This is a genomic window from Thermococcus sp. Bubb.Bath, from assembly GCF_012027595.1.
Classification (GTDB): domain Archaea; phylum Methanobacteriota_B; class Thermococci; order Thermococcales; family Thermococcaceae; genus Thermococcus.
The window spans coordinates 15640-37515 of the sequence record NZ_SNUR01000004.1; the positions used below are offsets into that span (position 1 = coordinate 15640).

A 21876-nucleotide genomic window follows, 5' to 3' on the forward strand; every position below is an offset into this window, starting at 1 on the left:
TTTTAGGGCTTTTCAAGTCAAAAGTGGCGTTTTAACAGATGGGTTTACTCTCTCTTGCGCCCTTCGGGCGCTGTTAAAAGTAAACCTCTCTTAGAAAAAAAGTCTGCTCAAGGAGGAAAGCCTTTGGAATTAATGCACCTGAAAAGCACGTACAAACTTTGATGAAACTTTGCGCAGGCAAAGTTTCTGTGGTGGGCCCGCGGGGATTCGAACCCCGGACCTCCACCTTGTAAGGGTGGCGTCATAACCGTCTAGACCACGGGCCCGCCCGGATGAGAAAAAGATGGGAGGGATATAAAGCTTTCGCTAGACCTCATCCAGAATCTCCTTTGGAGCCCCTGCGAACTCAACCAGGTACTCGGCCTCGACTATGTGGAGCCTTCCGGGGACGATGAGGACGTGAGGTTGCCTCCCGAAGTCTTCCTTGATCATATCCCTGATGTGGCCCGCCCTGAGGGTTGGACTGAGGGAACCCGCCCTTGCGAGGACGACCACGAGCGTCTCGGGTGTGAAGACCTCCTGGCCCTTCATCTCCTCAACCTGTAGCAAGATCTCCATCGCCTCGTTGGCAGTCATGTAGCGGCCCTGGTCGGCCTTTATGTCGAGGAAGAGGAGGGTGTGGAGGCCCCTCTCCTTGTTCTCCCTTATCACATCATAGTGACTAGTCGGAAACCAGTTCTTCTCTGGATATGCAACGGTCGCGCTCTTGCCGAACTTGTAAATCTGAAGCCCGGTAATGGCAACCGCCGAGTAAATACTAGGGGCGTGAATTACGTAGCTCTCAATTCCCGCTTTCTTCGCCCTTATCCTGAGGTCTGCGTGCGTGGTAGCCACCATCGGGTCACCGGCCGTGAGGAAGGCGACCTCCTTGTCCCTCGCCTCGCTCAGCACAATTCTCTCAAAATTCAGCTCGACGTCCTCCCTGCTGAGCCGTTTTATTGGCTTCCCTATAAGTTCCTCGACCTTTTCAATGGTCGTTCCGGCGAGCAGGGAGGTGTAGAACTCCGCAAAAACTTTCTCGCACTTCCTCGCCGTTTCGAGTCCCTTGAGCGTTATGTCCTTCTCATCGTAAAGACCCAGACCTATGAAGTAAATTGCCATCCCCTTCACCGTACGGCGTTAGGGTTGAGGCTTAAAAGATGAACGGTAAAAAGGAGTAGAACAGAACAGAAGACTCAGATTATCAGAGAGACGAGGTCCCTTATCGCCCTCTCCGGGTCCTTGGCCTTGGTGACGCCGCTCGCGAGGAGAACACCTACGCTTCCAAGTTCGAGCGCCTTCTTAACATCCTCGCCTGTGCTTATTCCTGCGCCCGTCAGGACGCCAACGTCCGGGTTTACCTTCTTCACGAGTTCAACGGTGTTGGTGACCACCTCCGGCTGGGCCTTGCTCACTGGAATTCCTGTCCCTATGAGTTCGGGGGGCTCAACCGCAACGTAGTCCGGGCCGAGGGCAGCAACCGCCGCCGAAACCGCCGGGTTGTTGGAGCAGACCATCGTCATAAGTCCGACTTCCTCGGCGCGCCTTATGCTGGCCTCCAGATCCGCGAGGATCATCCTGTTCTCGGAGTGGTTGAGGAGGGTTCCAACGGCCCCGGCCTCCTTAACCGCCTCTGGAAGAACGTGGCCGGTGTGGCTTCCAGGCGTTATCGGGTCTATGTGCTGTGCGAAAACTGGAATCTCAACGCTCTCCGCTATCATCCTAAGGTCAACGAGCTGCGGTGCAACGACGAAGGTTATCCCTGTCTCCTTGGAAACCTTCTCGGCTGCCTTCGCTATCTCAAGGGCCCTCTTTCCGGTGGCCTCGATGTAGGTCTTGAAGTTTATCGCTATTATCGGCTCCTTAAGCTTCCCCATAGGTATCACCGAAAGTGTTAGGATTTTCCGGTTTAAACGTCTTTTCCCGCGAGACCAACACTACCCAGCGTAATCACCTACACAAAAGGGTTAAGTACCGCGGGAGAGGACTTATATGGGGGTTCAGCGATGAACAAGGCTTTACTCATAATGGGCATCATCACGGTAGGCCTGATGATATACGCGATTGAGACCGCGCAGATACCTCCAGCGAGCGTGGATTACCAGGAAGTGTACTACATCAACAACCAGAGCTCCGTTTACGTGGAGAAGGACGGATGGGGCCTCTTTGAGATGAACGTCAAACCGCGCATTAAGGGCTTCGAGCTCAGCCTGGAGTTTCCGAAGAACACAAGCTACCTGGTGGACATCGGGGGTAAAGAGTACAAGGGAACCGGAACCTTCAAAACTACGGTGAGCGGGAGCGAGACAATATACATCCACTTCAAAGTCAGCGACGAACTCCTCAAGGCCCTCTACTACAATGGAGCCACGTCCAAAATGGAGATACACCTTGAGAAGGCCCCGTTCTGGAGGGACCACTACACAATATACCTTATCCCCAGGAAGTCCAAGTGATTTCCTTCAATTTTTTAAAGACTTCCTCCGGGCTCATGAGCACCAGTTTAATCCCCAGTTCTTTTACGTAATCCTCAACCCAGCCAGGTTTTGCTCGGAAATGCGTGACAACCCAAAGCTCCGGAAAGCCCGCCCGATGGGCCTTCACAGCGTCGTAGAGAAGTCTCTGGGGAAACCACTTGAATGATGCCTCAAGCTCAATCGCGAGTAGCTTTTTCTCGCCGTCGAGGATTGCAATGTCTATCCGCGTGCCGTCAGGGGTTCGGTATTCGGGAACGGCCTGAAGGCCAAGCTCTGAAGAAAGCTCTATAATCTGACGGGTTAGGGTTTTCACCTTGATTCTATCACTCTCCAAGCAACAAAGTGGGAAGAGGGAAAAAGGCCTCAACTAAGCCTCTTCTTAACCTCTTCAATCGCTTCCTCCGCTTTGAGCGGGTTCTTTATCCTGCCCTGCGCCAATTCTTTCCTTCCTCCGCCGCCACCGCCGGCGACGCTCGTTATCACCTTCGCCAGCTCGCCGGCCTTGAGGTCTATGCCGTCTCCAACAGCCACCACAAAGTGACCCTCCCTCGTAATGAGGACGATGACGCGGTTGTCACTCCTGAGCTTGTTGGCCGCTTCCCTGAGGTCGTCGATGGTTCCTTCCACGACCTTTCCAATGAACTCAACATCGCCAACCTTCTCGACCTTCTCCTGGAGCTCGTAGACGAGTATCTTCGCCAGCTCCTTCCTGAGCTTCTCGACTTCTTTCCTGGCCTCTTTCCACTCGTTGAAGAACCTCTCCGCTGTCTCGGGCACCTTCTCGGGCGGCACGCGGAATACCTCGCTCGTCCTCTTGAGTATCCTCTCCGTCTCCTGCATCCAGTTCACGGCTGCTTCTCCAGCGGCGAAGATAATTCTCTCAACGCCGTCCTGTATCCTCTCGGTCCTGAGTATTTTAATCGGGCCGATTAAACCGGTGTTCGGTAAATGCGTTCCACCGCAGGCCTGGACGTCCCAGTCCTCTATCTTGAGAACCCTGATTACCCTTCCGGGGACGACGCCGCCCTGATACAAGCGGAACCCGTACTTCATCTCAGCCTCAGTCCTCGGGAGCCACTCCCAGGTAACCTTCCTGTTCTCCATGACTGCCCTGTTGGCGAGCCTCTCAATCTCCCTCAGCTCCTCCTCGCTTATGCGCTTGTAGTGGCTGATGTCGAGCCTGGCCCAGTCGGTGTGGAGCTGGCTTCCGGCCTGCCAGACGTGCTTTCCTAAAACGCGGACGAGCGCCCCCATGAGGACGTGCGTTCCCGTGTGGTGGCGCATGTGCTGTATTCTTCTCTCCCAGTTCAGCTTTCCGTGGACGGTGGTGCCTTCCTTAAAGAGCTCCGGCTTCTCCACCTTATGAAGAATGACCTTCCCTATCTTCTGAACGTTTGTAACCGGGATTTCCTCGCCGTCCACTTCCAGAACTCCCGTGTCGTAGGGCTGACCGCCACCCTCGGGGTAGAAGGCCGTCCCGTCAAGGACAACCCAGCCGTCTATGACCTTCAAAACCTTCGCGTCGAACTCCTTCATGAACGGGTCCTCGTAGTAGAGAGTCCTCGTGTTGGGGAGGTCTTTGACGAGCTCAAAGTCCACGACGTACTCAGCGGCCATCTTCTTCTCGGTCTTCTCGGCCTCTTTAGCCACCAAGGTGTAGAAGTTGTCAGGTATCTCGACCTTGACGCCTTCCTTTTCCGCTACTTCCCTGACTATCTCTGGCGTTAGCCCGTGGCTCTCGTAGAACAGTATGAGCTTCTCAAGCGGTATCTCGTTCTTTCCAGCCTTCTTGAGCTTGGTTATCTCGCGCTTAACGAGGTCACTGCCGCGCCTGAGGGTATCCTGGTAGCGCTTCTCCTCGACGTTGATTATGTCGAGGATGACGTCCTCCATCTCTTTGAACTCTGGGTAGGCCGGTGAGAGCTCCTTTATGTGCATGGCGACGATCTGGGCCAGTAATCCGTCTTCATCACCAAGACCAAGCTCCCTCAGGTGTCTTATGCTCTTCCTTATGAGGAGCCTCGCGAGGTAGCCGGCTTTCACGTTGGAGGGGATGACTCCATCTGCCAACATGAAGGTGAGGGTCCTCGTGTGGTCGGCTATCGCGTAGATCAACTCGTAGGGCCTTACCGCCTTCTCAAGCTCCTCGACGGTTATGCCTACCTTACCGGCGACCTGCTCCCTCAGATAGCGGAGGTCGCCCATGTCGTCGATGTCGAACATTCCGGCCAGTCTGGAGTTCTCCATCAGGATGCGCTCGTCTATCCTCTCTATTCCGGCCATCCTCTTGAGCGGCTCGACGACATAGCCGAGAACCGCGTCGTAGGCGGTAGGAGTTCCGTGGCTCATCCAGACGAGCCTCTCCAGACCGTAGCCGGTGTCAACCACGCGCGTCTCCATCGGGACATAAAAGTCGCCCTTTATCTCGACGACCTGGCTCGGGTCGGCGTTCTCTGGAGCTTTCTTGTACTGCATGAAGACGAGCGTCGCCACCTCAAGCCCGCGGTAGAGAACCTCGAAGGCAGGCCCAGCGTTCCCACCGCCGGCCCACGGGTTCTCCTTGAAGGTTATGTCCTCGGCCTTCATACCCAGCTCCTTGGTGAAGAACTCGAAGGCAAGCTCAACGGTCTCGTCCATCCAGTATATTGGCTTGCTCGGATAGTTAAAGGCGTGGTGGGCCATCATCTCGAACATCGTGAAGTGCCTGCCGGTTATTCCGACGTTGTCAATGTCCGTGAACCTTATCGAAGGCTGGCTTATTGTGAGCGGGTTCGCAGGGGGGTCTGCCTCGCCGCTTATGACCCACGGCTGAAAGTCCATGATTGAAGCTCCAACGAGGAGAACGTCATCGCGCCAGCGCGGAAGGACTGGGAAGCGCTTGACCCTACCGTGGCCTTTTCTCTCGAAGAAGCCCAAGAACTTTTCGCGCATCTCGTCAAGGGTGTACTTCTTCGGAATTCCTGGCTTCCCAATGAAGGAGTACTCATCACACGGCGGGTCTCCGCAGGTCTCCCTGTCCGGGTCGAGCGTCCAGAAGAACTTGCCGCACTTGGGGCACTGCTTCCTTATCCACCCCTCTTCTTTAAACATTCTCGTCGTCATGTCCATGCTCATAAATACCACCTCTTTAGCTGAACCTAAAAAGAAGGGGGAGTTAATTAAGGTTTCCGTTCATCATTACCCCGGTGATACGTTGGTATGGACGCTCGAAGGGGTACAAAAAATGGGGAGGAACCCTCGAACTACCAAAAAACCATATAACCAAAAGTAACATTGACTCAGTAAGCTAATGAACCCATGCCAAAGAGGTTGAGCTTCACCTATCTTTCGCTCATGGTAGCTGCGTTTATGGTGGGGCTAGGAAACGTCTGGAAGTTCCCATCGATGGTAATCGAATACGGCCTCAGTGGACTCTTAGTTTATCTGGCCTCGGTCGTTATCATTACGGGTATGCTGGCCGCAGCACTCGAGACCACCAAGAAAAAGGGATATGAGGTTATGGAATACTTTTCCAAGGAATACGGAAAACCTGCCTTCGCCCTGCTGTTTCTGGTGTTTGACGTTCTTCTCATTGGGTACTACTCCATCGTGGGCGGCTGGACCATCAGCTCGATGATTCTCACCAAAATTCCCAACAGTATGGCATGGAACATCAGCATGAGCCTCATATTCCTCCTCCTTATCCTGATAGTCCTCGTCGCCGGGAGGAGGTGGACGATGGACTTCATGGTGGCCTCATTCATCCTGTTCCTGATGGCCATGTCTGCCCTCATATGGGGGATGTACACAGCCACCGGCCGGGCAGCCCTGGCCGATACTATATGGAAGATTCTTGTCTGGAAGGGGGTAACTCCGAGGATGGCGCTGGATATGGCATCCCAGGCGGCGTACTCACTCGGGCTCGGTATGGGCTTCTACCTCGCCCTCGGCGCTATCATGCCGAGGAGGGTCTCAGGGACGGGAGTCGTTGTCGTTGGGGCGCTCATAGACACCCTGATGGCCATAGGCGGGCTCCTCCTCGTGGCGACGCTGATAACGATTGAACCCACCTCAACCGTGAACGGCTCAGAACTCATATTCAAAGACCTCCCAGAAACAATAAGGAGCACCCTGGGCCTCCCCCTGCTCTACGCATTCAACGTCTCCCTCTTCCTTGCGGCGATGACCAGCATGATCCCAATAGGGGAAGTAACCGGAAGGATCACCGGCGAGATTATGGGGGCTCCGAGGGAGGACGGGGTAATCCTATCACTTACCGCAGCGGCCGGAGTTGGGATAGTGGCCGCGATCCTAACCTGGCTCGGGTTCGACCCCGTTGGGATTCTCGATGGGACTGTATCGACCTTCATCCTCTTCGGGGGCATAATAGAGGCGTACGCGGCGGTTAAGTGGAGGGGCCATTTACCAAGCTGGCTCAAGGCATGGGCATGGATCGGGATAGTTACCGCGACCATCCTGGGCCTCTATGCGTTCACGAGCTGGAGTTCCATCCTGTCGCCTGCACTCCTAGTCATGATAGCACTCACAGTGCTACTCTTAAACGAGAGGCTAAGGAGAAGGCTCAACACCACTGGGAAGAGACTACCCAGGGGGCACTACCGCTGAGCTAATTCAGAAATGTCCACATCTTCAAACTCGTCCTCATCAACGATGACGAGCGGCACATTCATCTTCTTCAGAAAGTTGATCATGACCCTCTCCCTGCGCTCCATCATCTCAAGCTTGTGCCTCAAACTCGCGTTCTCAATGGCAAGGCCGTTGGCCTCGTCCACCTTCCTCTGGAGCTGCACCCTGAGTTCGGTTATCTCGTCCTCCAGCTCCCTAACCGATATCTCAAGGCGCTCTATCTCAAGCAGATAATCCCTGCATAGCTTTCTTTTTATCATAACCTCCTCCCCGCCTTGGGTGGCTTCTGAATCTATCTTCATCGTCTCCGATTTTAACGTTTCCCATGTGGAGGGTGCGAACCACCACTGGGTTGACTGAAATAAGGCTCTTCCCTTTCATTTCTTCATTCTCAGCGGCTTTTCAAACAAATAAAAACGGTCAGCCCCACGAATCCTCCTCATCCATCAGGGGGCTCCAGACTCATCATCCCGCCGTAATTGTTTTCAAAACTTTTTAATGGTTATCCTTCAACTTAATTAACAGGAAAAATAAATAGCATAGCCCTATATGGCGTATTCGTGAACGTGATCAGGATAACCCCACCTGAGTTCTTGTGAGTATTAGCCTGTAAGCGGAGAAAAAGGAACCGTTGTCTTTCAGGTCGATCTCTATTTCAAATAGCGAATAAAGCAACCATTGAATAAAAATATAAACATCAATAAATCTTCTCCGGCGGAATTAAAATTGAAGGAATTCTTTTTTGCAGCAATACTGGTCTAAAGTACTCCGATGGCCCCTTTGTTATTGCAATGTTTTCAACAAACGCGTTTTCTTCCAAAATCCCTTGAGCTATAATGACGTAATCGCTAATACTGACCAGGTAAGAATGGAATCTTTCTGGGACTTCATCACTGTTCACGATGAAAATATCCCAGAAGTTGAGTCCTTCTTTTATCAGTTTTTCTCCTACACGCAGACGTGCCATGAGTAAGTCCCTCACGCTCTTTTCCCCAAACTTGTCATATAATGTACTTAGCGTTGCGAGTGCATGTACCACTCTCCTATTCTTCAAGTCATAATCTTGGAGGATTCTCTTATGGACCCGCCCGTATTTCGGGATAATGGTGGTATCATCAACGTCCGTTAGGGGGTACACAAAAGCATAAGGCGGGGATTCCTTGTTGAGTAAGTCAATAACAGCTAAGTTCCCAGCTTCCCCCTCTTTGATGATATCAATTCCTCCAGACTTCATCCTCCGGTAAAACTTTCTAAAGGGGAGTGCAACGTTGGTTATTATGCCAAAGCCTCCTGCATCTATCTCATCTTTCATAAGTTTGACTACGATTTTCCAGCCAAGAGAGTACTGGTTGTACGAGAGCAGTAATATCCCTCCAGGGATAATTTCCCCAAGATAGTCCCACATACTCTTTGGAGAAGACATAGTGACCACCCATCAATTTGTTTTGTAGTAGATCCAACTGATATATAAGATTTTCTAGTACATACAATTCACAGGGAACAGCTTGGATTATCCAACATGAACACACTTAAAAATAAAATTTCCCACAAGAACCTTTGTAATTCTAGCAACAGCCCAATGACTCACTCACCAGAAAGCTCAGGAGGGAAAGGATAAAGATACAGAAATTCAAATCAAAAAAGCAGGTTGAATTAAAGCCCCAAAAGTTCCAAGAGCTCTTCCATGGCTTTTTCCTTCTCGACCGGTTTCTGCTCGCCGCTCTCCATGTCCCTTACCGTGACCTTGCCCTCTGCCAGATCCCTCTTCCCAACGAGGACCACATATGGAACTCCGAGCCTTCCAGCGTAGTCGAGAGCCTTCCTGAGCTTCCTGCCGGTTAGTTCGATGTCAGCTTTCATCATAGCCTCTCTAAGGCCCTGGGCTATCTCTATAGCTGTCTTCTTGACTTCCCTGTCCTCTCCGATTGGGATAACATAAACATCAGGTCTGAGCTTGATCTCCGGGAGGAGCCCCTTCCATTCGAGGATAGGGATGAGCCTCTCGATTCCTATGGCGAAGCCAGTTGCCGGGGTCGGCTTTCCTCCAAAGACCTCGATGAGATTGTCGTACCTGCCACCGCCGCCTATCGAGCCTATCCCGAGGTCGTTGGGAGCTATCGCCTCGAAGACGACGCTCGTGTAGTAGTCAAAACCGCGCGCTATGCCGAGGTCTATCCTTATCCATTTTGAGACGCCATAGGCATCGAGTAAGTCAACCAACTTGTAGAGCCTCGTTATTTCGGCCTTCGCTTCCTCACTCGTGAAGAGCTCTTCTGCCTTTGGAAGGACTTCATCGGGGAGACCCTTAATCTCGATTAGGGCGAGAACCTTCTCAACACCCTCCTCACTCAGCCCGAACTCCCTGAGGGCCCCGATAAATTCCTCCCTGTTCATCTTGTCCTTCTTGTCGATGAGCCTCATCAATCCGATATCATCCTCAACACCCAGCATCCTGGCAAACTCGTCGAGTAGAACCCTGTCCCCGATGTTCACGGTGAAGTCCTCAAGGCCAACCGCAAGGTAGCTCTGGGTGAAGAGCGCTATGACCTCGGCATCGGCCTCAACCTTCTTACTCCCTATCAACTCCACCCCAGCCTGCCAGAACTCGCGATAACGGCCGCTTTGGGGCTCCTCATATCGGAACATGTTGGCTATGTAGTACCACTTTATCGGCTTCGGCGCGTTCTGGAAGGAGTTGATGTAAAGGCGAGCGACGCTTGACGTCATATCCGGGCGGAGAGATACGTTCCTGCCGCCTTTGTCTTGGAAGGCGTAGAGCTGCTTGATAACCTCTTCGCCGCTTCTCAGCTTGAATAATTCAGTGTATTCAAACGTCGGAGTAAGGACTTCCTGGAAGTTAAAGCTCTCGAAAACTTCTCTTATTCTCTCAAAGACCCATCTCCTCTTCGCCATTTCCTCGGAAAGAAGATCCCTCGTCCCCTTGACTTTATCGAGTCTCACCACGTTCAACACCCAGCGGGGAAATGACCTTGAGGGTTAAAAGACTTGCTAAAGGAGACTACGAAACTAAGCCCCGGTCGTGAGCAGGTATATCCCTATGACCCCCTCAACCATCATCTGCGCTCCTATCGCCATGATGAAGAGACCTATTATCCTAATTGTTATACTAAGGGCGCTCTTGTTCACGGAGTTCATCATGTAGAGGGCAACGAACATTGAGAGCGCGACAACTATAATTGCTACCGCCGTTGCGGTGAGGGAGACAAAGTAACCGTACTCCGCTGTCATTGTTATCACGGCGGTTATAGCTGCTGGGCCTGCTATTAGGGGCATAGCAACCGGAACGGCCGCTAAAGCAAGGATATCCTTCTCCCTTTTGAGGGTGAACATACCACCGCTCTCAAGGGCATCAAAACCTATCTTGAACAGGACGAAGCCCCCGGCAACGCGGAGGGCGTTTATGTCGATGTGAAAGATATCCTGAAGGATTATCTGGCCGGCAACGGCGAAGCTGGCAAGGAGGAAAAAGCCTATGAGGTTGGCCCGGATTATGAGGTTCTTTATGTCTTCTATGTGAAAGTCCTCGCGGAGGAAGGTAACCAGGAGTATCTTATCGCTCGGGTCTATCATGATAAGCATGAGCAGGGCTGAACTCAGTATCGTCCCTATCTCGCTCATGTTCCCCGCTGGGAAGGGGAATTTAAAAAGCTATGCCAATCTGGTTATTACTGCGCCTACTCCCTTGAGAAGGCCCATTTAAGGAGGAACGGCGTGACTATCGTGGTTATCAAAACCATGGTCACCGGGATTGAAAAAACCCCGCTGTCGAAAACGCCCTCATCGAGGGCCACGTTGGCCATTATCAGGGCAACCTCCATACGGGGCATCATCCCTATTCCGACCTGGAGGGCCTCCTTAGGCCTGAAGCGCGAGACGAATGCCCCTATGCCACAGCCGAATATCTTACCCAGTATGGCCAGGGTTGCGTAGACGAGGGCAAAGGTTCCGGCGGTGGTTAGGACCCTCACATCGCTCTCTATTCCGATGCTCACGAGGAATATCGGGATGAAGAGAGAATATCCTATCGTCATAGTCTTGTTGGTTATCTCCCTCGCCTCCTCCGTCCCGGCAACCAGGATTCCCGCAAGATACGACCCTGTTATCCCGGCTATCTGGAACTGCTCGGCCAAGTAGGCGAAGATGAGCATTATGGCTATCGACATGGCCGTTATCGTTTCGGGAAGGGTTATCTTCTCCGAGGCTTTTAGGGCTTCCTTGACCGCGGGGTGACCAATTAGAAGACCAAGAGCGAAGTAAACGGCCACTTCGCCGAGGATTATGAGCAAGTCCTTGGCGTAGACGCTTCCCCTTGTGTTTATTCCCACCAGAATCGTCAGGACGATGATACCAATGACGTCATCAACGACGGCGGCAGCTAGAATAGTCGTTCCAACCCTCGTCCTGAGCTTTTTCATTTCCATTAAGATACTAGTGGTCAAACCAACGCTTGTGGCAGTTAGAACGCCACCGAGGAAGAGGGCCTGGACGTTGGAGTATCCCCAGACAAGGGCCCCGATGTAACCGAGGACAAATGGAGTGAGAACACCCAAGGAAGCGGCTATGAAAGCCGGAACCCCAACGTGCTTGAACTCCTCGATGTCCGTCTCAAGGCCAGCCAGAAATAGCAGCATAACAACTCCCAGCTCGGCGAGGAGCTTTACCCCCTCATCGTATCCAACTAGGTTTAGGATTGAGGGACCAATTAGAATGCCCCCGATGAGCTGTCCGAGGGCCGCTGGAAAGCCAAGGCGAACGGTGAGGTATCCGAACAGCTTCGCCACTACTAGTATCAGAGCGAGCTCAAGGAACACGTCCATGATTCTCATCCCCTGTCAGCTTCAGCTATTCAACTTGTTGCGGCATAATAAACTAGCCTGAGACTATGCGGATAAGCCGGATGATATCCTTAACCTCAAGAACCCCGTGAACTTTTTTCTCGTCGTCGATAACCGGAAGGTGGTGCTTGCCCGTTTCCAGCATTATCCGTATGGCCCTCCCGAGGTTGGAGTCGATGCTTATGGCAACTGGATTCCGAACCATAATATCCTCGACCCTGGATGCTCTGTTAATGGAGTACTTCTTGAGAAGGTTGACTCCAACAACGGAGTACCTCTTCGGCGGCTCAAAGAAGTGGAGTATGTCCTTCATGGTTACGAAACCCAGAAGCGTTCCTTCCTCATCAACGACAACCGCGGAGCTTTCCTCTCCCCTCAGCTTCTGGACGAGCTTGGAAAGTGGGTCACTGGGGTGGAGAGTCAGAAACTCAGTATCCATAACGAGCTTTACCGGAACCTTGGAGATGTAGCGGATGTTGTGACTAAGCCCATCTTTCCTCTGAAGTGTCAAAAGGCGTCTCTTGCTGTGGGTGAGATGGACTTTTTTAGCCTTGCTGGCTTTTGCCTTTGAGACATCGGAAACGTCCCCCATTACCCTCACTGGTGTATATTTATGATCAAAGATGTTTAAATGTTTTGGGCATCTGTTTACATAGAAATGCCTAAAACTTCCCAAAATTTTGGAATTTTTAGACATACAAAAGCCAAAAACTTTTTAAGGCAATGACCATAGAAATTGGCAAGGGAAATATGGTTTCTGAGAAAGGAATCGAAAAGGCTTATGACGTTGTTATAATCGGCGCCGGCCCCGCTGGGCTTTTTGCAGCCTACGAACTCTCCGAAAAGAGCGATTTTAAGGTTCTCGTGATCGACGAGGGTGGGGACGTTGACCAGCGCACCTGCCCCATGTACGAGCTCGGCTACTGCATCGGCTGCCAGCCCTGCCACATAATGAGCGGCGTCGGCGGTGCGGGTGGTCTGAGCGACGGCACGATAAACCTCCGACCGGACATAGGAGGTGATCTACGGGAGCTGACCAACGACGAGAACTACGCCTGGCAGCTCGTCTGGGAGGTTGACCAGATTCTTCTGAAGCATAAGTCTCCAAGGAACCTCTTCAGAGGCGACCCTGGGCAGGTCAAACACTGGGAGCAAAAGGCGGCCCAAGCTGGGGTGAAGTTCATTCCGATAATCCAGAGGCACATAGGCTCCGACAGGACGCCGGAGGTTATAGGGGAGATAAAGCGCCACCTGGAAAGCGAAGGCGTCGAGTTCCTCCTCTGGACGAAGGTCCTTGAGTTCAAAGAGGGTTGGGTGAAGGTAAAGCGCGGAAAGGACGTTTTTGAGATAAGAACTAAGTACATCATAGTTGCCCCCGGCAGGGGAGGGGCCGACTGGTTCCACGACGTTGCCCAGAAGATTGGGCTGAAAGCTAGGCATGGGCCGATAGATGTCGGGGTAAGGGTGGAAGTCCCTGCCATAGTCCTGGAGCCGATAACGAGCATAAACCACGACCCCAAGTTCCACATATACACCGACACCTACGACGACTTCGTTAGGACGTTCTGCACCAATCCAAACGGCTTCGTAGTTGAAGAGCGTTACGACGGCTATGTCGGCGTTAACGGCCACTCTATGCACGAGAAAAAGAGCAACAACACGAACTTCGCCTTCCTAACGAGGATAGAGCTGACGGAGCCCGTTGAGGACACAACAGCCTATGGAAAGAGCATCGCCCAGCTCGCGACCACGATTGGCGGCGGAAAACCGCTAATTCAGCGCCTCGGCGACCTTAGGAGGGGCAGGAGGAGCACATGGGCCAGGATTAGAAGGAGCGACGTCGAGCCGACACTCAAGCACGTCACTCCTGGAGACATTGCGATGGCCCTGCCGCACCGCGTCGTGACCAACATCATAGAGGGGCTTGAGAAGCTCGATAGGGTCCTTCCTGGAGTCGCGAGCGACCACACCCTCCTCTACGCTCCTGAGATAAAGTACTACGCGATGAGGGCCGAGGTGAACGAGAACCTTGAGACGAGCATTGAGAACATATTTGCCGCTGGAGACGGGGCCGGATTGAGCAGGGACATAGTTAATGCGGCAGCTACCGGTCTCCTCGCCGCAAGGGGGATACTGAAGAAGGAGGGTCTGTACACGGAAAAGGACTTCAGGAAGCCGGGCAACTGGAAGGAGAAGATTGAGAAGCTCGAAGACCAGCGCTAAGTTTATTGGGACTTACTTCCTAATTTTTTCCGGTGGTTATCATGGGGGCGATAGCCAAATTAATTGGGATCAGCTTTTTAGTCCTCCTCCTGTGGCTCGGCTACGCGGGCTACTCAATATCCCAGGGCGTCTCAAAGCTGGAAGCAAAATGGGGGCCTGTCAGCGAGGATGAGACGTCGATACTGGTAAGCGGCTCGTTCCAGAGGCCCCTATACCTCCCTCTCTCACTGAAGGAAGTAGATGTCGTTTTCATGAACGAGAGCGTTGCAAAGTTGGGCAAACTCGACTACTCCATGACATCCCCGAACTTCACCGCGGAGATCCTCATCTTCAACAAAAAGACAGTGGACGCGTTCCTGGAGTACCTCTCCAATGGGGAGAAAGGGGAACTGAACATAACGCTGGTTCCTTCACTCTTCGGCGTTCTCTCACCTAAACTCCAATTCTCAGTCCCTGTAAGGGAGAAAATCCTCGAAAGCATACATCTCTCCGCCAAGAGCCAGAACATCGCGGGCCTTCCGGGAGTGAAAACACCGGAGCTCAAGGACACTAAAGTGAGCTACAACGGGAAGGAGGGGGATAAGGCGGTCTTCACGACGACACTCGTTCTCTACAACCCGAACCCGTATCCAATCCCCGTTCTCAGGACTGCTTACAGAGTGTGGGTCAACGGCCTCGCAGTCGGCTACGGAGAGAGCGAGAAGAGCGTCGTGATACCCGAGAAAGGGACTATAGCGCTGCCGCTGAAGACTTACGTGAACCTGTCCACGATACCAAAGGTCTGGGAAATGCACGTGAAGAACGGTGAGGAGAGCACGGTGATGGCGAAGCTCTATCTGAGGATACAGATCAATCTCCCCCTGCTCGGAACGCAGATCAAGGAGGTAGAGCTGAAGACGATAAACGAGACCGTGAGGACAAACATAATGGGTGAGATAAACTCCCAACTCTCGGAGCTCAATACTTAAAAGGTCACCCCCTCTTCTTTTTTTCGGGGAGAGCAATGGAAGGAAAACTCAAAGTGAGAGAGGTTCACGACTTCCTGAACAGAATCTGGGAGGACATCTTCACACTCAACGAAGAGATTAAGGAGGAGCTTCCGCAACTGGGCTTTAAGGTCGAAGATGTCGAAGAAGTCTTCGGTGCGTACATATTCCTGGACGGTGAGTGGGGGCAGATGAGCTACCCCCACCCTGCCTTTGAAATAAAGCCCCAGATCGAGGTCGGGGCAACACCGGAGAGCTACTACCTGGTCGTGGCAGTCCCCAAGGAGAAGGTGAGCGAGAACTTCGTGGGACTCTTCCTGGAGATATTTCCACGCAGCTTCATCTATGGAAGCGAGAACTTCCTGAACGACTTCTACAACTGGAGGAGGGACGGAAGGGTCTCCCCGACGGAGGTACTGAAGAAACTCAAAGAGAGCGACGAGAAGGTTTTCCAGTTCGAGGCCAACTTTGGGAGCGTTAAGGCCCTCAAGCAGGGGGTAAAGAGGCTCATAGACCTCGGAAAGCGCTTTGAAATCTTTGACATCTGAGGTGTCGCCATGGGCTATGAAGAAGCGTTTCCGTCGGAGCTGAGGGACTACTACAGAAAGCTCTTTGGGGATGAGGCAGAGGATATTATGGCCTCGCTGAGAACGCCGGTGGAGAAGTACTACATAAGGGTCAACACACTCAAGACGAGCCGCTCGAAGCTGATGGGCATCCTCCGGAAGGAGGGTCTGAAGCCGAAGAGAAGCCCTCACCTCAAGGAGGGAATCTATTTCGAGAGGAAAGGACCGAACTTCGAAGATGACTACGAGCCCGGCCTGAAAAGGGTGACCGCCAACAAGTTCGCGAGTGAGAGCGTTTATCAGGGTGCCAACCTCTACGCGCCGGGAGTTCTCTCGGTGGATAAGAATATAAAACCCGGAGAAGAGGTTGAAATAAGGGATCCAAAGGGCCTGCTCGTGGGGATTGGAACCGCCAGAATGAGCGGAAATGAGATGCTGGAGAAAAAGCGGGGAATAGCCGTCGAGGTAAGCCTGCCGAAGTTCAGGCTGCCGAGTTTAAACGAGCTTGAGAGCTTTAAGGAGGGCCTCTTCTACGCCCAGAGCCTCCCTTCAATGGTCGTAGCCCACGTTCTTGAGCCAAGAGAGGAGGAGCTGATCGTTGACATGGCGGCGGCACCGGGGGGGAAGACCTCCCACATCGCCCAGCTCATGCAGAACAGGGGCGAGATAATAGCGATGGATAAATCACAGAACAGGCTCAGGAAGATGGGGGAGGAACTGGAGAGGCTCGGGGTAAAGAACGTCAAACTTATCCACATGGACTCAAGGAAGCTCCCGGAACTCGGAATCGAGGCGGACAAGATACTCCTCGATGCGCCGTGCACCGCCCTCGGCATAAGGCCCAAGCTCTGGGAGAGCAGGACGCCGAAGGAGATAGCGGCAACGGCCAGATACCAGAGGCACTTCATAAACGCCGCCATAAAATCCCTGAGGAAGGGCGGTGTTCTGGTGTACTCAACCTGCACGCTGAGTTATGAAGAGAACGAGGCCAACGTGAGGTACATGCTCGGGAAAGGGTTAAAGCTTGAGGAGCAGAGCGTTTTTATAGGGTCCCATGGTATCGGCATTGATAATGTCCAGAGGTTCTACCCCAACAGGCACCTAACCCAGGGCTTCTTCATAGCCAGGCTGAGGAAGGTGTGAGGATGGACTGGAGAAAGGCACTGCCATTCGTGGCTGGAATCACAGTCATGGGGGCCCTAATCTGGTGGGCGGGGACTGAGGGAGTCCTCCAGATCCTCGGGAGAACTAACCTATTCTGGCTTGGAATGGCGGTTTCAGCGTACATGGGGGGCGTGCTTACATGGGCTCTCCGCTGGCATGTTTTAATTAAGAGTCTAAACCTGAACGTCAAATTCAAGGACACCTTCGTAGCCCTCTTCGTCGGCATACTGTTCAACAACATAACCCCTGGGGCCAGGGGCGGGGGGGAGGCCTTCAGGATGTACTACCTCACCAAACGCTCTGACTCCACCTACGGGGAGATGCTGGCCACGATAACCGCCGACAGGATACTCGACCTCGTCCCGGTAATGATTATGCTCCTTCTCTCAACCTTCTATGCCTACGCTATGGGCGTTTACTCACTCTTCACCCTTCTTCTGATTTTGGACATCCTCCTGATGGCCCTCACTGGTATAGCGACCGTCATAATAACCAGCGAGAGGCGCATGAAGAGGATTACCTTTGGAATGTTCAACTTCCTCGAAAGGCTTGTGCCATCCAAGGTGAAGAAGCACGAGGATAAGTTCAACCAGCTGGTGGAGGTCAACATACCCCACTTCACAGACGGGTTGAAGCTCGTAGCGAGGGATAGAAGAGCGTTCCTCATCTCCCTCGGGTACTCCTTCATCACCTGGTTCTTCGTTATCCTGAGGAACTACCTCGTCTTCATCAGCCTCGGTCAGTCCGTGAGTTTTACAAGTATTATGATAGTCCAGATGATAGCAACGACAGTTGGACTAATAAGCATAATCCCAGGGGGCGCGGGCATCATAGAGGCGATCTCCGCAGGTTCCTTCGTGCTCCTTGGGATAACGAGGGATATGGCGGTCACCGCGAGCATTTTGGACAGGATAATCTCCTTCTGGCTGCCGCTCTTCCTTGGAAGCATCTTCCTCAGCCACTCTGGGCTGAAGCCGCGGGAAGTCAAGGGCGAAAAGGCCGCAGAAAAAGAGATCCAAGAAGCTAAAACCTCTTCTTAAGCCTGAAAGGGTACTTTGGATATATCTCGTTGGAGAACCTAACGAAGCGGGCTTTTCTGGGTGAGCGCTTTATTTTTATCTCAGTTTCTGGGGCCACCCTCATGTAGAACTGGCCGTCAATCGTCAGAATCAGCTCCCTCCGGGGAGGCTGAGTGACTACCTCGATTTCGCTTGAGGCTGGGACAACCATGGGCCTAGAACTGAGGGCTATCGGATTCAGAGGGGCGATTACGAACAGATCAAGGCGCGGATCAACGAAGGGGCCGCCAGCGGATAGGGCGTAGCCTGTGGAACCAGTAGGCGTCGCCACAATGAGCCCGTCCGAGCGTATCTCATCCGCCAGGCCGCCATCGACGTAGTATTTCATGTGGACTATCTTACCGGGGATTCCCGTAAGGATCGCGGTCTCGTTCAAAGAATCCGGAACGTTATTCTCCCCATTGAGATAGGTTCTCAGCTTCATTCTCTCATCGATGTGATATTCCCCCTCGAGGAGCCTGCTTAGCGCAAAAAAAGTCTCATGGGGCTCAACCTCCGTCAGAAAACCCAGGGTGCCCATGTTGACGCCAAGAATCGGGGAATCCTTCCTCGTCCGATGCTCAACCCGGAGTATGGTTCCATCCCCTCCGATGACTACGATGAAGTCAACATCAAACTCCTCAAGGGGCAGTACGTCACCCTCGTTGAACTCGCCGAGGTGCGACTGTGTTTCTGTGTCAACAACGACGTCGTAGCCGCTCACTTTGAGGAAATCGTAAACCCTATACGCGAGTTTGAGTGCCGCTGCCCTGTCCCTCCTGGCCACTATGCCGAACTTCATCGCCTCACCTAAAAATAAAAACTACGCTCGTTGCCTTTAAGGATTTCGATGGGAGAGAAAGGTTTTTGATTGAGGATGAGAAAGTTAAATGGTGGTCTGATGAAGAGAACCGCCCTCACAGTGCTCATCGTTGCGTTCCTCCTGGCAGGAACCCTCTGGAAGCCCACGATGGCCGGAAAAGGACCCCAGGACGTTTTCGACGCCGTGATGACCATAACAGTTTACGCCGACGGAACTGGAACAGCGGACGTTGTGGTGGAACTGAAAAACCCCTCCTACCAGAGTATTGTACTCGCCGCCAACAACTCAAGAGAGGAGTTTAGAAAGCTTGTGGAGCAGCTGGTCTACACAAACCTCGCGGAGGACATGAAGGAAAGAAGGGAGAACTTCACCATCTACGTTCCCCCAGGAGGACCGGTAAAACTCCTTGGAGGGTGGAGGGCGGAGGTTACATTCAGCGTTGTCCCATTCGCAGTCCCAGGAGAGCACGGGATGGAGTGCCCCTACAGCGGCCCGCTGGACTTCGTGGCGGGTGGAAGGGTCTACTCGTTCCTCTTCAGAAGGGTTATCCTGATTCTCCCACGGAACGCTACTGTCGTGTATACCTTCCCAGAACCAAACCAGAGCTCCGATAACGTCTTCATTTGGGATAACGCCACCTTCCTACCGATGTTCGCGTTTAAAGAACCCCAGGTGAGCAATAGGAACGGATGCACCCCACTGGAGCTTAACCTGAGTTACTCACCGGCAGAGGCCAAGGTTTTCTTCAACGCGAGCTTTTTATGCAATGGGACCTTCCCGAAGTTTCCGGGGGCAAAAGGGGTCTCGTATACGCGGGAGGGGAACCTAAGCGTTGTCAGTGGTTACCTCGTCCCAAAAATCAGCTACACAGAGGGGCTCTTGGAGAAAGAGTGGAAAGCGGAGTTAGAGCTCCCGTTTGGGTTCAGAAAAGTTAACGGGGCATCTACCGTTAAAGGAAAATCCGTTGAAATAACGGTCACGAAGAGGGGTCCGCTGTGGCTCCCATTCTGGGCGGGAGTTTCTTTGGTTTTAATAGGAATAACCATCGCAGGAGTGAGGAGGTGGAAACATGGAAGGAAGGATAAACCTTGACCCGTTTTTCTATCCAAATAGCGTCGCCGTCTTCGGGTCTTTCAAACCGGGGGCGATAGCGTACGAAATCCTAAGGAACGTCATGGAAGGAGGATTTGAGGGAAAGCTGATTCCGGTGAACCCGAAGGGCGGAAACGTCGAAGTCGCCGGAAGGAGGTTTGAAATCCGGAAAAAACTGGATGAGCCCGTTGATACAGCGATAATCGCGGTTCCCGCCAGAATCGTTCCAGCCCTGATTGATGGTATAGGGCATCTCATCAAGGGGGCCGTAGTCATCTCGGCGGGCTTCTCCGAGGTCGGAAACGAGGAGCTTGAGCGGGAGCTCGTGGAAAAGGCAAGAAAACACGGGGTAAGGGTAATCGGGCCCAACTGTGCCGGAGTCTTTGGAGTCCACGGGAAGTTCTTCGGCTCCTTCGAGGTTCGCGTTAAACCAGGCGGATTAACATTGGTAAGCCAGAGTGGTGCCTTTGGAGGGGCAGCTTTGGCAATGGGCAACGACGAGGGGATAGGCTTCTCGGCCTTTGTTTCCTATGGAAACGCCGCAGACCTGAACGAGAGCGACTTTTTGGAGTACTTCGCGGACGACCCGAACACGAGGGCGATAGCCCTCTACATCGAGGGAGTTAAGAATGGAAGGCGCTTTCTCAAAGCGCTCCGCTACGCCACCTCAAAGAAGCCAGTTATAATCCTGAAGGCGGGGAAGAGCGCGAGCGGTGCCAGAGCCGCCGCATCCCACACGGGCTCGTTGGCCGGTTCGTACGAGATATATCGCGCGGCCTTCAAGCAGACTGGTGCTATAGAGGTTGAGGAGATGGAGGAGCTCTTCGACGCGGCAAAGGCCTTTGAGATGTATGAAAAAGCCGGAAAGCGTGTTGCAGTAATAACCAACTCCGGCGGGCCGGGCGTCCTGGCAACGGATAAGCTCGAGAGGCTTGGGCTGGGGATAGCAAATCTGAGCGAAGAGACAGTTGAGACCCTCAACTCATTCCTCCCGCCACAGTGCTCTGTGAGGAACCCAGTGGATCTGATAGCAGACGCCGACTACGAGAGGTATAAGAGAACAATAGAGACGGTCTGCAGGGACGAGAACGTCGATTCCATTCTGGTTATCTGCGTCCCGCCAATATTCATACCGAGCGGGGAGATAGCTAAAGCGGTAATCGAGGCAGACTGCAGCAAGCCCGTAGTTGTGAACTTCATGGCAGGAGAGCTGGTCAGGGGAGGCGTCAGAATTCTCGAGGAAAATGGGATAAAGAACTTCACGACCCCCGAAAGGGCCGCGAAGGCTTTGAGGTGGCTCTCTCAGAGGTGATCACTTCTTCCTTTCGAATATTTCCTTAACCTCGTCCAGGACGCCGGTTTTACCGAAGACTATGAGAGAGCCCTCTTCGGGGAGCTTCGTGTCTCCCGAGGGAATTATCAGGTTTCCCTTCTTGTCGTAGACTGCTATGATTAGGGAGTCCTTGGGGAGTATAAGTTCGCGGACGGTCTTCCCAGCCACCCAGCTGTCTGGTGTTATCTCAAAGCGGACTATCTCCGCCCCCTCACGCGGGAAGAGAACCCTGTTAAAGCCGGGGTTGGAGAGGTTCCTCGATATGTACTCGGCGGCTATTTCCTCCGGCGAGATTATGAAGTTGAAGTACTTCCGTAAGTCCTCAACCGCCTCGAAAATCCTCTTGTTCTTGGGGTTGCTTATCCTGAGGGCGGTGTAGGTGTTGGGATTCAGGTTCTTGGCCAGGATGCAGGCGAGTATGTTTGCATCGTCCTTGCCCGTTAAAGCTGCGAAGGCGTCTGCCTGCTTTATGTTGGCCTCCTCAAGGGTCTTGGGGTCTGTGGCGTCTCCCTCAAGAACGAGGCCATTTATAAGAAGGGACAACTCCTTGGCCCTTTCCCCATTCTGTTCGATAACGGTAACGTCGTGGCCATCTTCCTCAAGCAGTTTGGCCACAAGGTAACCAACGCGGCCGGCACCCATTATTATCACGAACATATCCATCACCGGTGGGATTGTCAAAGTGTAAAGAAA

21 protein-coding genes and 1 tRNA gene are annotated in these 21876 nt (G+C 52.9%); 9 read left to right on the forward strand and 13 right to left on the reverse strand.

What is annotated here, in order from left to right:
• Positions 1–189: 189 nt before the first annotated feature.
• From E3E29_RS08795 to tpiA, 3 genes are all read right to left on the reverse strand, one after another.
• Positions 190–266, reverse strand: a tRNA-Val gene (locus E3E29_RS08795).
• 40 nt (positions 267–306) lie between these two features.
• Complete coding sequence (gene dph5, locus E3E29_RS08800; RefSeq protein WP_167910765.1) at positions 307–1101, reverse strand: diphthine synthase; 795 nt, start codon at positions 1099–1101, stop codon at positions 307–309.
• 74 nt (positions 1102–1175) lie between these two features.
• Positions 1176–1856, reverse strand: coding sequence for a triose-phosphate isomerase (gene tpiA / locus E3E29_RS08805; protein WP_167910766.1), 681 nt, complete (start codon positions 1854–1856; stop codon positions 1176–1178).
• 129 nt (positions 1857–1985) lie between these two features.
• Between tpiA and E3E29_RS08810 the strand changes: the two genes are divergently transcribed.
• Positions 1986–2435 carry a hypothetical protein gene (locus E3E29_RS08810; RefSeq protein WP_167910627.1) on the forward strand — a complete coding sequence of 150 codons (450 nt, stop codon included), beginning with the start codon at positions 1986–1988 and terminating at the stop codon, positions 2433–2435.
• Here E3E29_RS08810 and E3E29_RS08815 read toward each other — a convergent pair.
• Positions 2413–2790, reverse strand: a complete 378-nt coding sequence (locus E3E29_RS08815; protein WP_167910628.1) for a hypothetical protein — start codon at positions 2788–2790, stop codon at positions 2413–2415. The genes E3E29_RS08810 and E3E29_RS08815 overlap by 23 nt on opposite strands.
• 29 nt (positions 2791–2819) lie before the next feature.
• On the reverse strand, positions 2820–5570 hold the full coding sequence (gene alaS / locus E3E29_RS08820; protein WP_167910629.1) for an alanine--tRNA ligase: 2751 nt from the start codon (positions 5568–5570) through the stop codon (positions 2820–2822).
• 183 nt (positions 5571–5753) lie between these two features.
• On the opposite strand from alaS, the gene E3E29_RS08825 reads away from it, so the two are divergent.
• Positions 5754–7061 carry a sodium-dependent transporter gene (locus tag E3E29_RS08825; RefSeq protein WP_167910630.1) on the forward strand — a complete coding sequence of 436 codons (1308 nt, stop codon included), beginning with the start codon at positions 5754–5756 and terminating at the stop codon, positions 7059–7061.
• On the opposite strand, the gene E3E29_RS08830 is transcribed toward E3E29_RS08825, so the two are convergent.
• The 6 genes from E3E29_RS08830 to E3E29_RS08860 all read right to left on the reverse strand — a co-directional run bounded on the left by E3E29_RS08830 (position 7052) and on the right by E3E29_RS08860 (position 12530).
• Positions 7052–7342, reverse strand: coding sequence for a hypothetical protein (locus E3E29_RS08830; protein ID WP_167910631.1), 291 nt, complete (start codon positions 7340–7342; stop codon positions 7052–7054). The two genes, E3E29_RS08825 and E3E29_RS08830, sit on opposite strands and share 10 nt — an antisense overlap.
• Before the next feature lie 437 nt (positions 7343–7779).
• Entirely contained in the window at positions 7780–8505 is a 726-nt protein-coding gene (locus E3E29_RS08840; RefSeq protein WP_167910633.1) for a hypothetical protein, read from the reverse strand.
• A 230-nt stretch (positions 8506–8735) separates the two neighbouring features.
• Positions 8736–10046, reverse strand: coding sequence for a histidine--tRNA ligase (gene hisS, locus E3E29_RS08845; protein ID WP_342764709.1), 1311 nt, complete (start codon positions 10044–10046; stop codon positions 8736–8738).
• A 63-nt stretch (positions 10047–10109) separates the two neighbouring features.
• Positions 10110–10721: a MarC family protein gene (locus E3E29_RS08850; RefSeq protein WP_167910634.1), complete on the reverse strand. Its 612-nt coding sequence runs from the start codon at positions 10719–10721 to the stop codon at positions 10110–10112.
• A 56-nt stretch (positions 10722–10777) separates the two neighbouring features.
• Positions 10778–11920, reverse strand: coding sequence for a cation:proton antiporter (locus E3E29_RS08855; protein ID WP_167910768.1), 1143 nt, complete (start codon positions 11918–11920; stop codon positions 10778–10780).
• Between the two features lie 52 nt (positions 11921–11972).
• Positions 11973–12530 (reverse strand): HPP family protein, encoded by a 558-nt coding sequence (locus tag E3E29_RS08860; protein ID WP_167910769.1) that lies wholly within the window; start codon positions 12528–12530, stop codon positions 11973–11975.
• Positions 12531–12688: 158 nt separating this feature from the next.
• Between E3E29_RS08860 and E3E29_RS08865 the strand changes: the two genes are divergently transcribed.
• From E3E29_RS08865 to E3E29_RS08885, 5 genes are read left to right on the forward strand one after another with little or no spacing between them, the layout of a single operon-like run.
• Positions 12689–14161 carry an NAD(P)/FAD-dependent oxidoreductase gene (locus E3E29_RS08865; RefSeq protein WP_167910770.1) on the forward strand — a complete coding sequence of 491 codons (1473 nt, stop codon included), beginning with the start codon at positions 12689–12691 and terminating at the stop codon, positions 14159–14161.
• Positions 14162–14202: 41 nt separating this feature from the next.
• Complete coding sequence (locus E3E29_RS08870; protein WP_167910771.1) at positions 14203–15129, forward strand: LEA type 2 family protein; 927 nt, start codon at positions 14203–14205, stop codon at positions 15127–15129.
• A gap of 35 nt (positions 15130–15164) precedes the next feature.
• Positions 15165–15695, forward strand: coding sequence for a DUF3201 domain-containing protein (locus tag E3E29_RS08875; protein WP_167910635.1), 531 nt, complete (start codon positions 15165–15167; stop codon positions 15693–15695).
• A gap of 9 nt (positions 15696–15704) precedes the next feature.
• On the forward strand, positions 15705–16856 hold the full coding sequence (locus E3E29_RS08880) for an RsmB/NOP family class I SAM-dependent RNA methyltransferase (RefSeq protein WP_167910636.1): 1152 nt from the start codon (positions 15705–15707) through the stop codon (positions 16854–16856).
• Between the two features lie 2 nt (positions 16857–16858).
• The gene (locus E3E29_RS08885; RefSeq protein WP_167910637.1) at positions 16859–17917 is read left to right on the forward strand and encodes a lysylphosphatidylglycerol synthase transmembrane domain-containing protein; all 1059 of its coding nucleotides are present in this window, start codon (positions 16859–16861) and stop codon (positions 17915–17917) included.
• Here E3E29_RS08885 and E3E29_RS08890 read toward each other — a convergent pair.
• Positions 17901–18737, reverse strand: coding sequence for an NAD(+) kinase (locus E3E29_RS08890; protein WP_167910638.1), 837 nt, complete (start codon positions 18735–18737; stop codon positions 17901–17903). The genes E3E29_RS08885 and E3E29_RS08890 overlap by 17 nt on opposite strands.
• 99 nt (positions 18738–18836) lie before the next feature.
• Here E3E29_RS08890 and E3E29_RS08895 point away from each other — a divergent pair, with 99 nt between their 5' ends.
• The gene (locus E3E29_RS08895) at positions 18837–19850 is read left to right on the forward strand and encodes a hypothetical protein (RefSeq protein WP_167910639.1); all 1014 of its coding nucleotides are present in this window, start codon (positions 18837–18839) and stop codon (positions 19848–19850) included.
• The gene (locus tag E3E29_RS08900) at positions 19828–21162 is read left to right on the forward strand and encodes an acetate--CoA ligase family protein (protein ID WP_167910640.1); all 1335 of its coding nucleotides are present in this window, start codon (positions 19828–19830) and stop codon (positions 21160–21162) included. Before E3E29_RS08895 ends, E3E29_RS08900 begins: the two co-directional genes overlap by 23 nt.
• Here E3E29_RS08900 and E3E29_RS08905 read toward each other — a convergent pair whose 3' ends face one another.
• The gene (locus tag E3E29_RS08905; protein ID WP_167910772.1) at positions 21163–21840 is read right to left on the reverse strand and encodes a TrkA family potassium uptake protein; all 678 of its coding nucleotides are present in this window, start codon (positions 21838–21840) and stop codon (positions 21163–21165) included.
• Positions 21841–21876: the final 36 nt, after the last annotated feature.

Coding starts and splice junctions, on each gene's coding strand:
- E3E29_RS08875 (WP_167910635.1), top strand. CDS start 15,165: ATGGAAGGAAAACTCAAAGTGAGAGAGGTTCACGACTTCCTGAACAGA.
- E3E29_RS08855 (WP_167910768.1), bottom strand. CDS start 11,920: ATGGACGTGTTCCTTGAGCTCGCTCTGATACTAGTAGTGGCGAAGCTG.
- E3E29_RS08895 (WP_167910639.1), top strand. CDS start 18,837: ATGAAGAGAACCGCCCTCACAGTGCTCATCGTTGCGTTCCTCCTGGCA.
- E3E29_RS08830 (WP_167910631.1), bottom strand. CDS start 7,342: ATGATAAAAAGAAAGCTATGCAGGGATTATCTGCTTGAGATAGAGCGC.
- E3E29_RS08850 (WP_167910634.1), bottom strand. CDS start 10,721: ATGAGCGAGATAGGGACGATACTGAGTTCAGCCCTGCTCATGCTTATC.
- E3E29_RS08900 (WP_167910640.1), top strand. CDS start 19,828: ATGGAAGGAAGGATAAACCTTGACCCGTTTTTCTATCCAAATAGCGTC.
- E3E29_RS08905 (WP_167910772.1), bottom strand. CDS start 21,840: ATGTTCGTGATAATAATGGGTGCCGGCCGCGTTGGTTACCTTGTGGCC.
- E3E29_RS08885 (WP_167910637.1), top strand. CDS start 16,859: ATGGACTGGAGAAAGGCACTGCCATTCGTGGCTGGAATCACAGTCATG.
- tpiA (WP_167910766.1), bottom strand. CDS start 1,856: ATGGGGAAGCTTAAGGAGCCGATAATAGCGATAAACTTCAAGACCTAC.
- alaS (WP_167910629.1), bottom strand. CDS start 5,570: ATGAGCATGGACATGACGACGAGAATGTTTAAAGAAGAGGGGTGGATA.
- E3E29_RS08880 (WP_167910636.1), top strand. CDS start 15,705: ATGGGCTATGAAGAAGCGTTTCCGTCGGAGCTGAGGGACTACTACAGA.
- dph5 (WP_167910765.1), bottom strand. CDS start 1,101: ATGGCAATTTACTTCATAGGTCTGGGTCTTTACGATGAGAAGGACATA.
- E3E29_RS08810 (WP_167910627.1), top strand. CDS start 1,986: ATGAACAAGGCTTTACTCATAATGGGCATCATCACGGTAGGCCTGATG.
- E3E29_RS08870 (WP_167910771.1), top strand. CDS start 14,203: ATGGGGGCGATAGCCAAATTAATTGGGATCAGCTTTTTAGTCCTCCTC.
- E3E29_RS08825 (WP_167910630.1), top strand. CDS start 5,754: ATGCCAAAGAGGTTGAGCTTCACCTATCTTTCGCTCATGGTAGCTGCG.
- E3E29_RS08890 (WP_167910638.1), bottom strand. CDS start 18,737: ATGAAGTTCGGCATAGTGGCCAGGAGGGACAGGGCAGCGGCACTCAAA.
- E3E29_RS08840 (WP_167910633.1), bottom strand. CDS start 8,505: ATGTCTTCTCCAAAGAGTATGTGGGACTATCTTGGGGAAATTATCCCT.
- E3E29_RS08865 (WP_167910770.1), top strand. CDS start 12,689: ATGGTTTCTGAGAAAGGAATCGAAAAGGCTTATGACGTTGTTATAATC.
- E3E29_RS08860 (WP_167910769.1), bottom strand. CDS start 12,530: ATGGGGGACGTTTCCGATGTCTCAAAGGCAAAAGCCAGCAAGGCTAAA.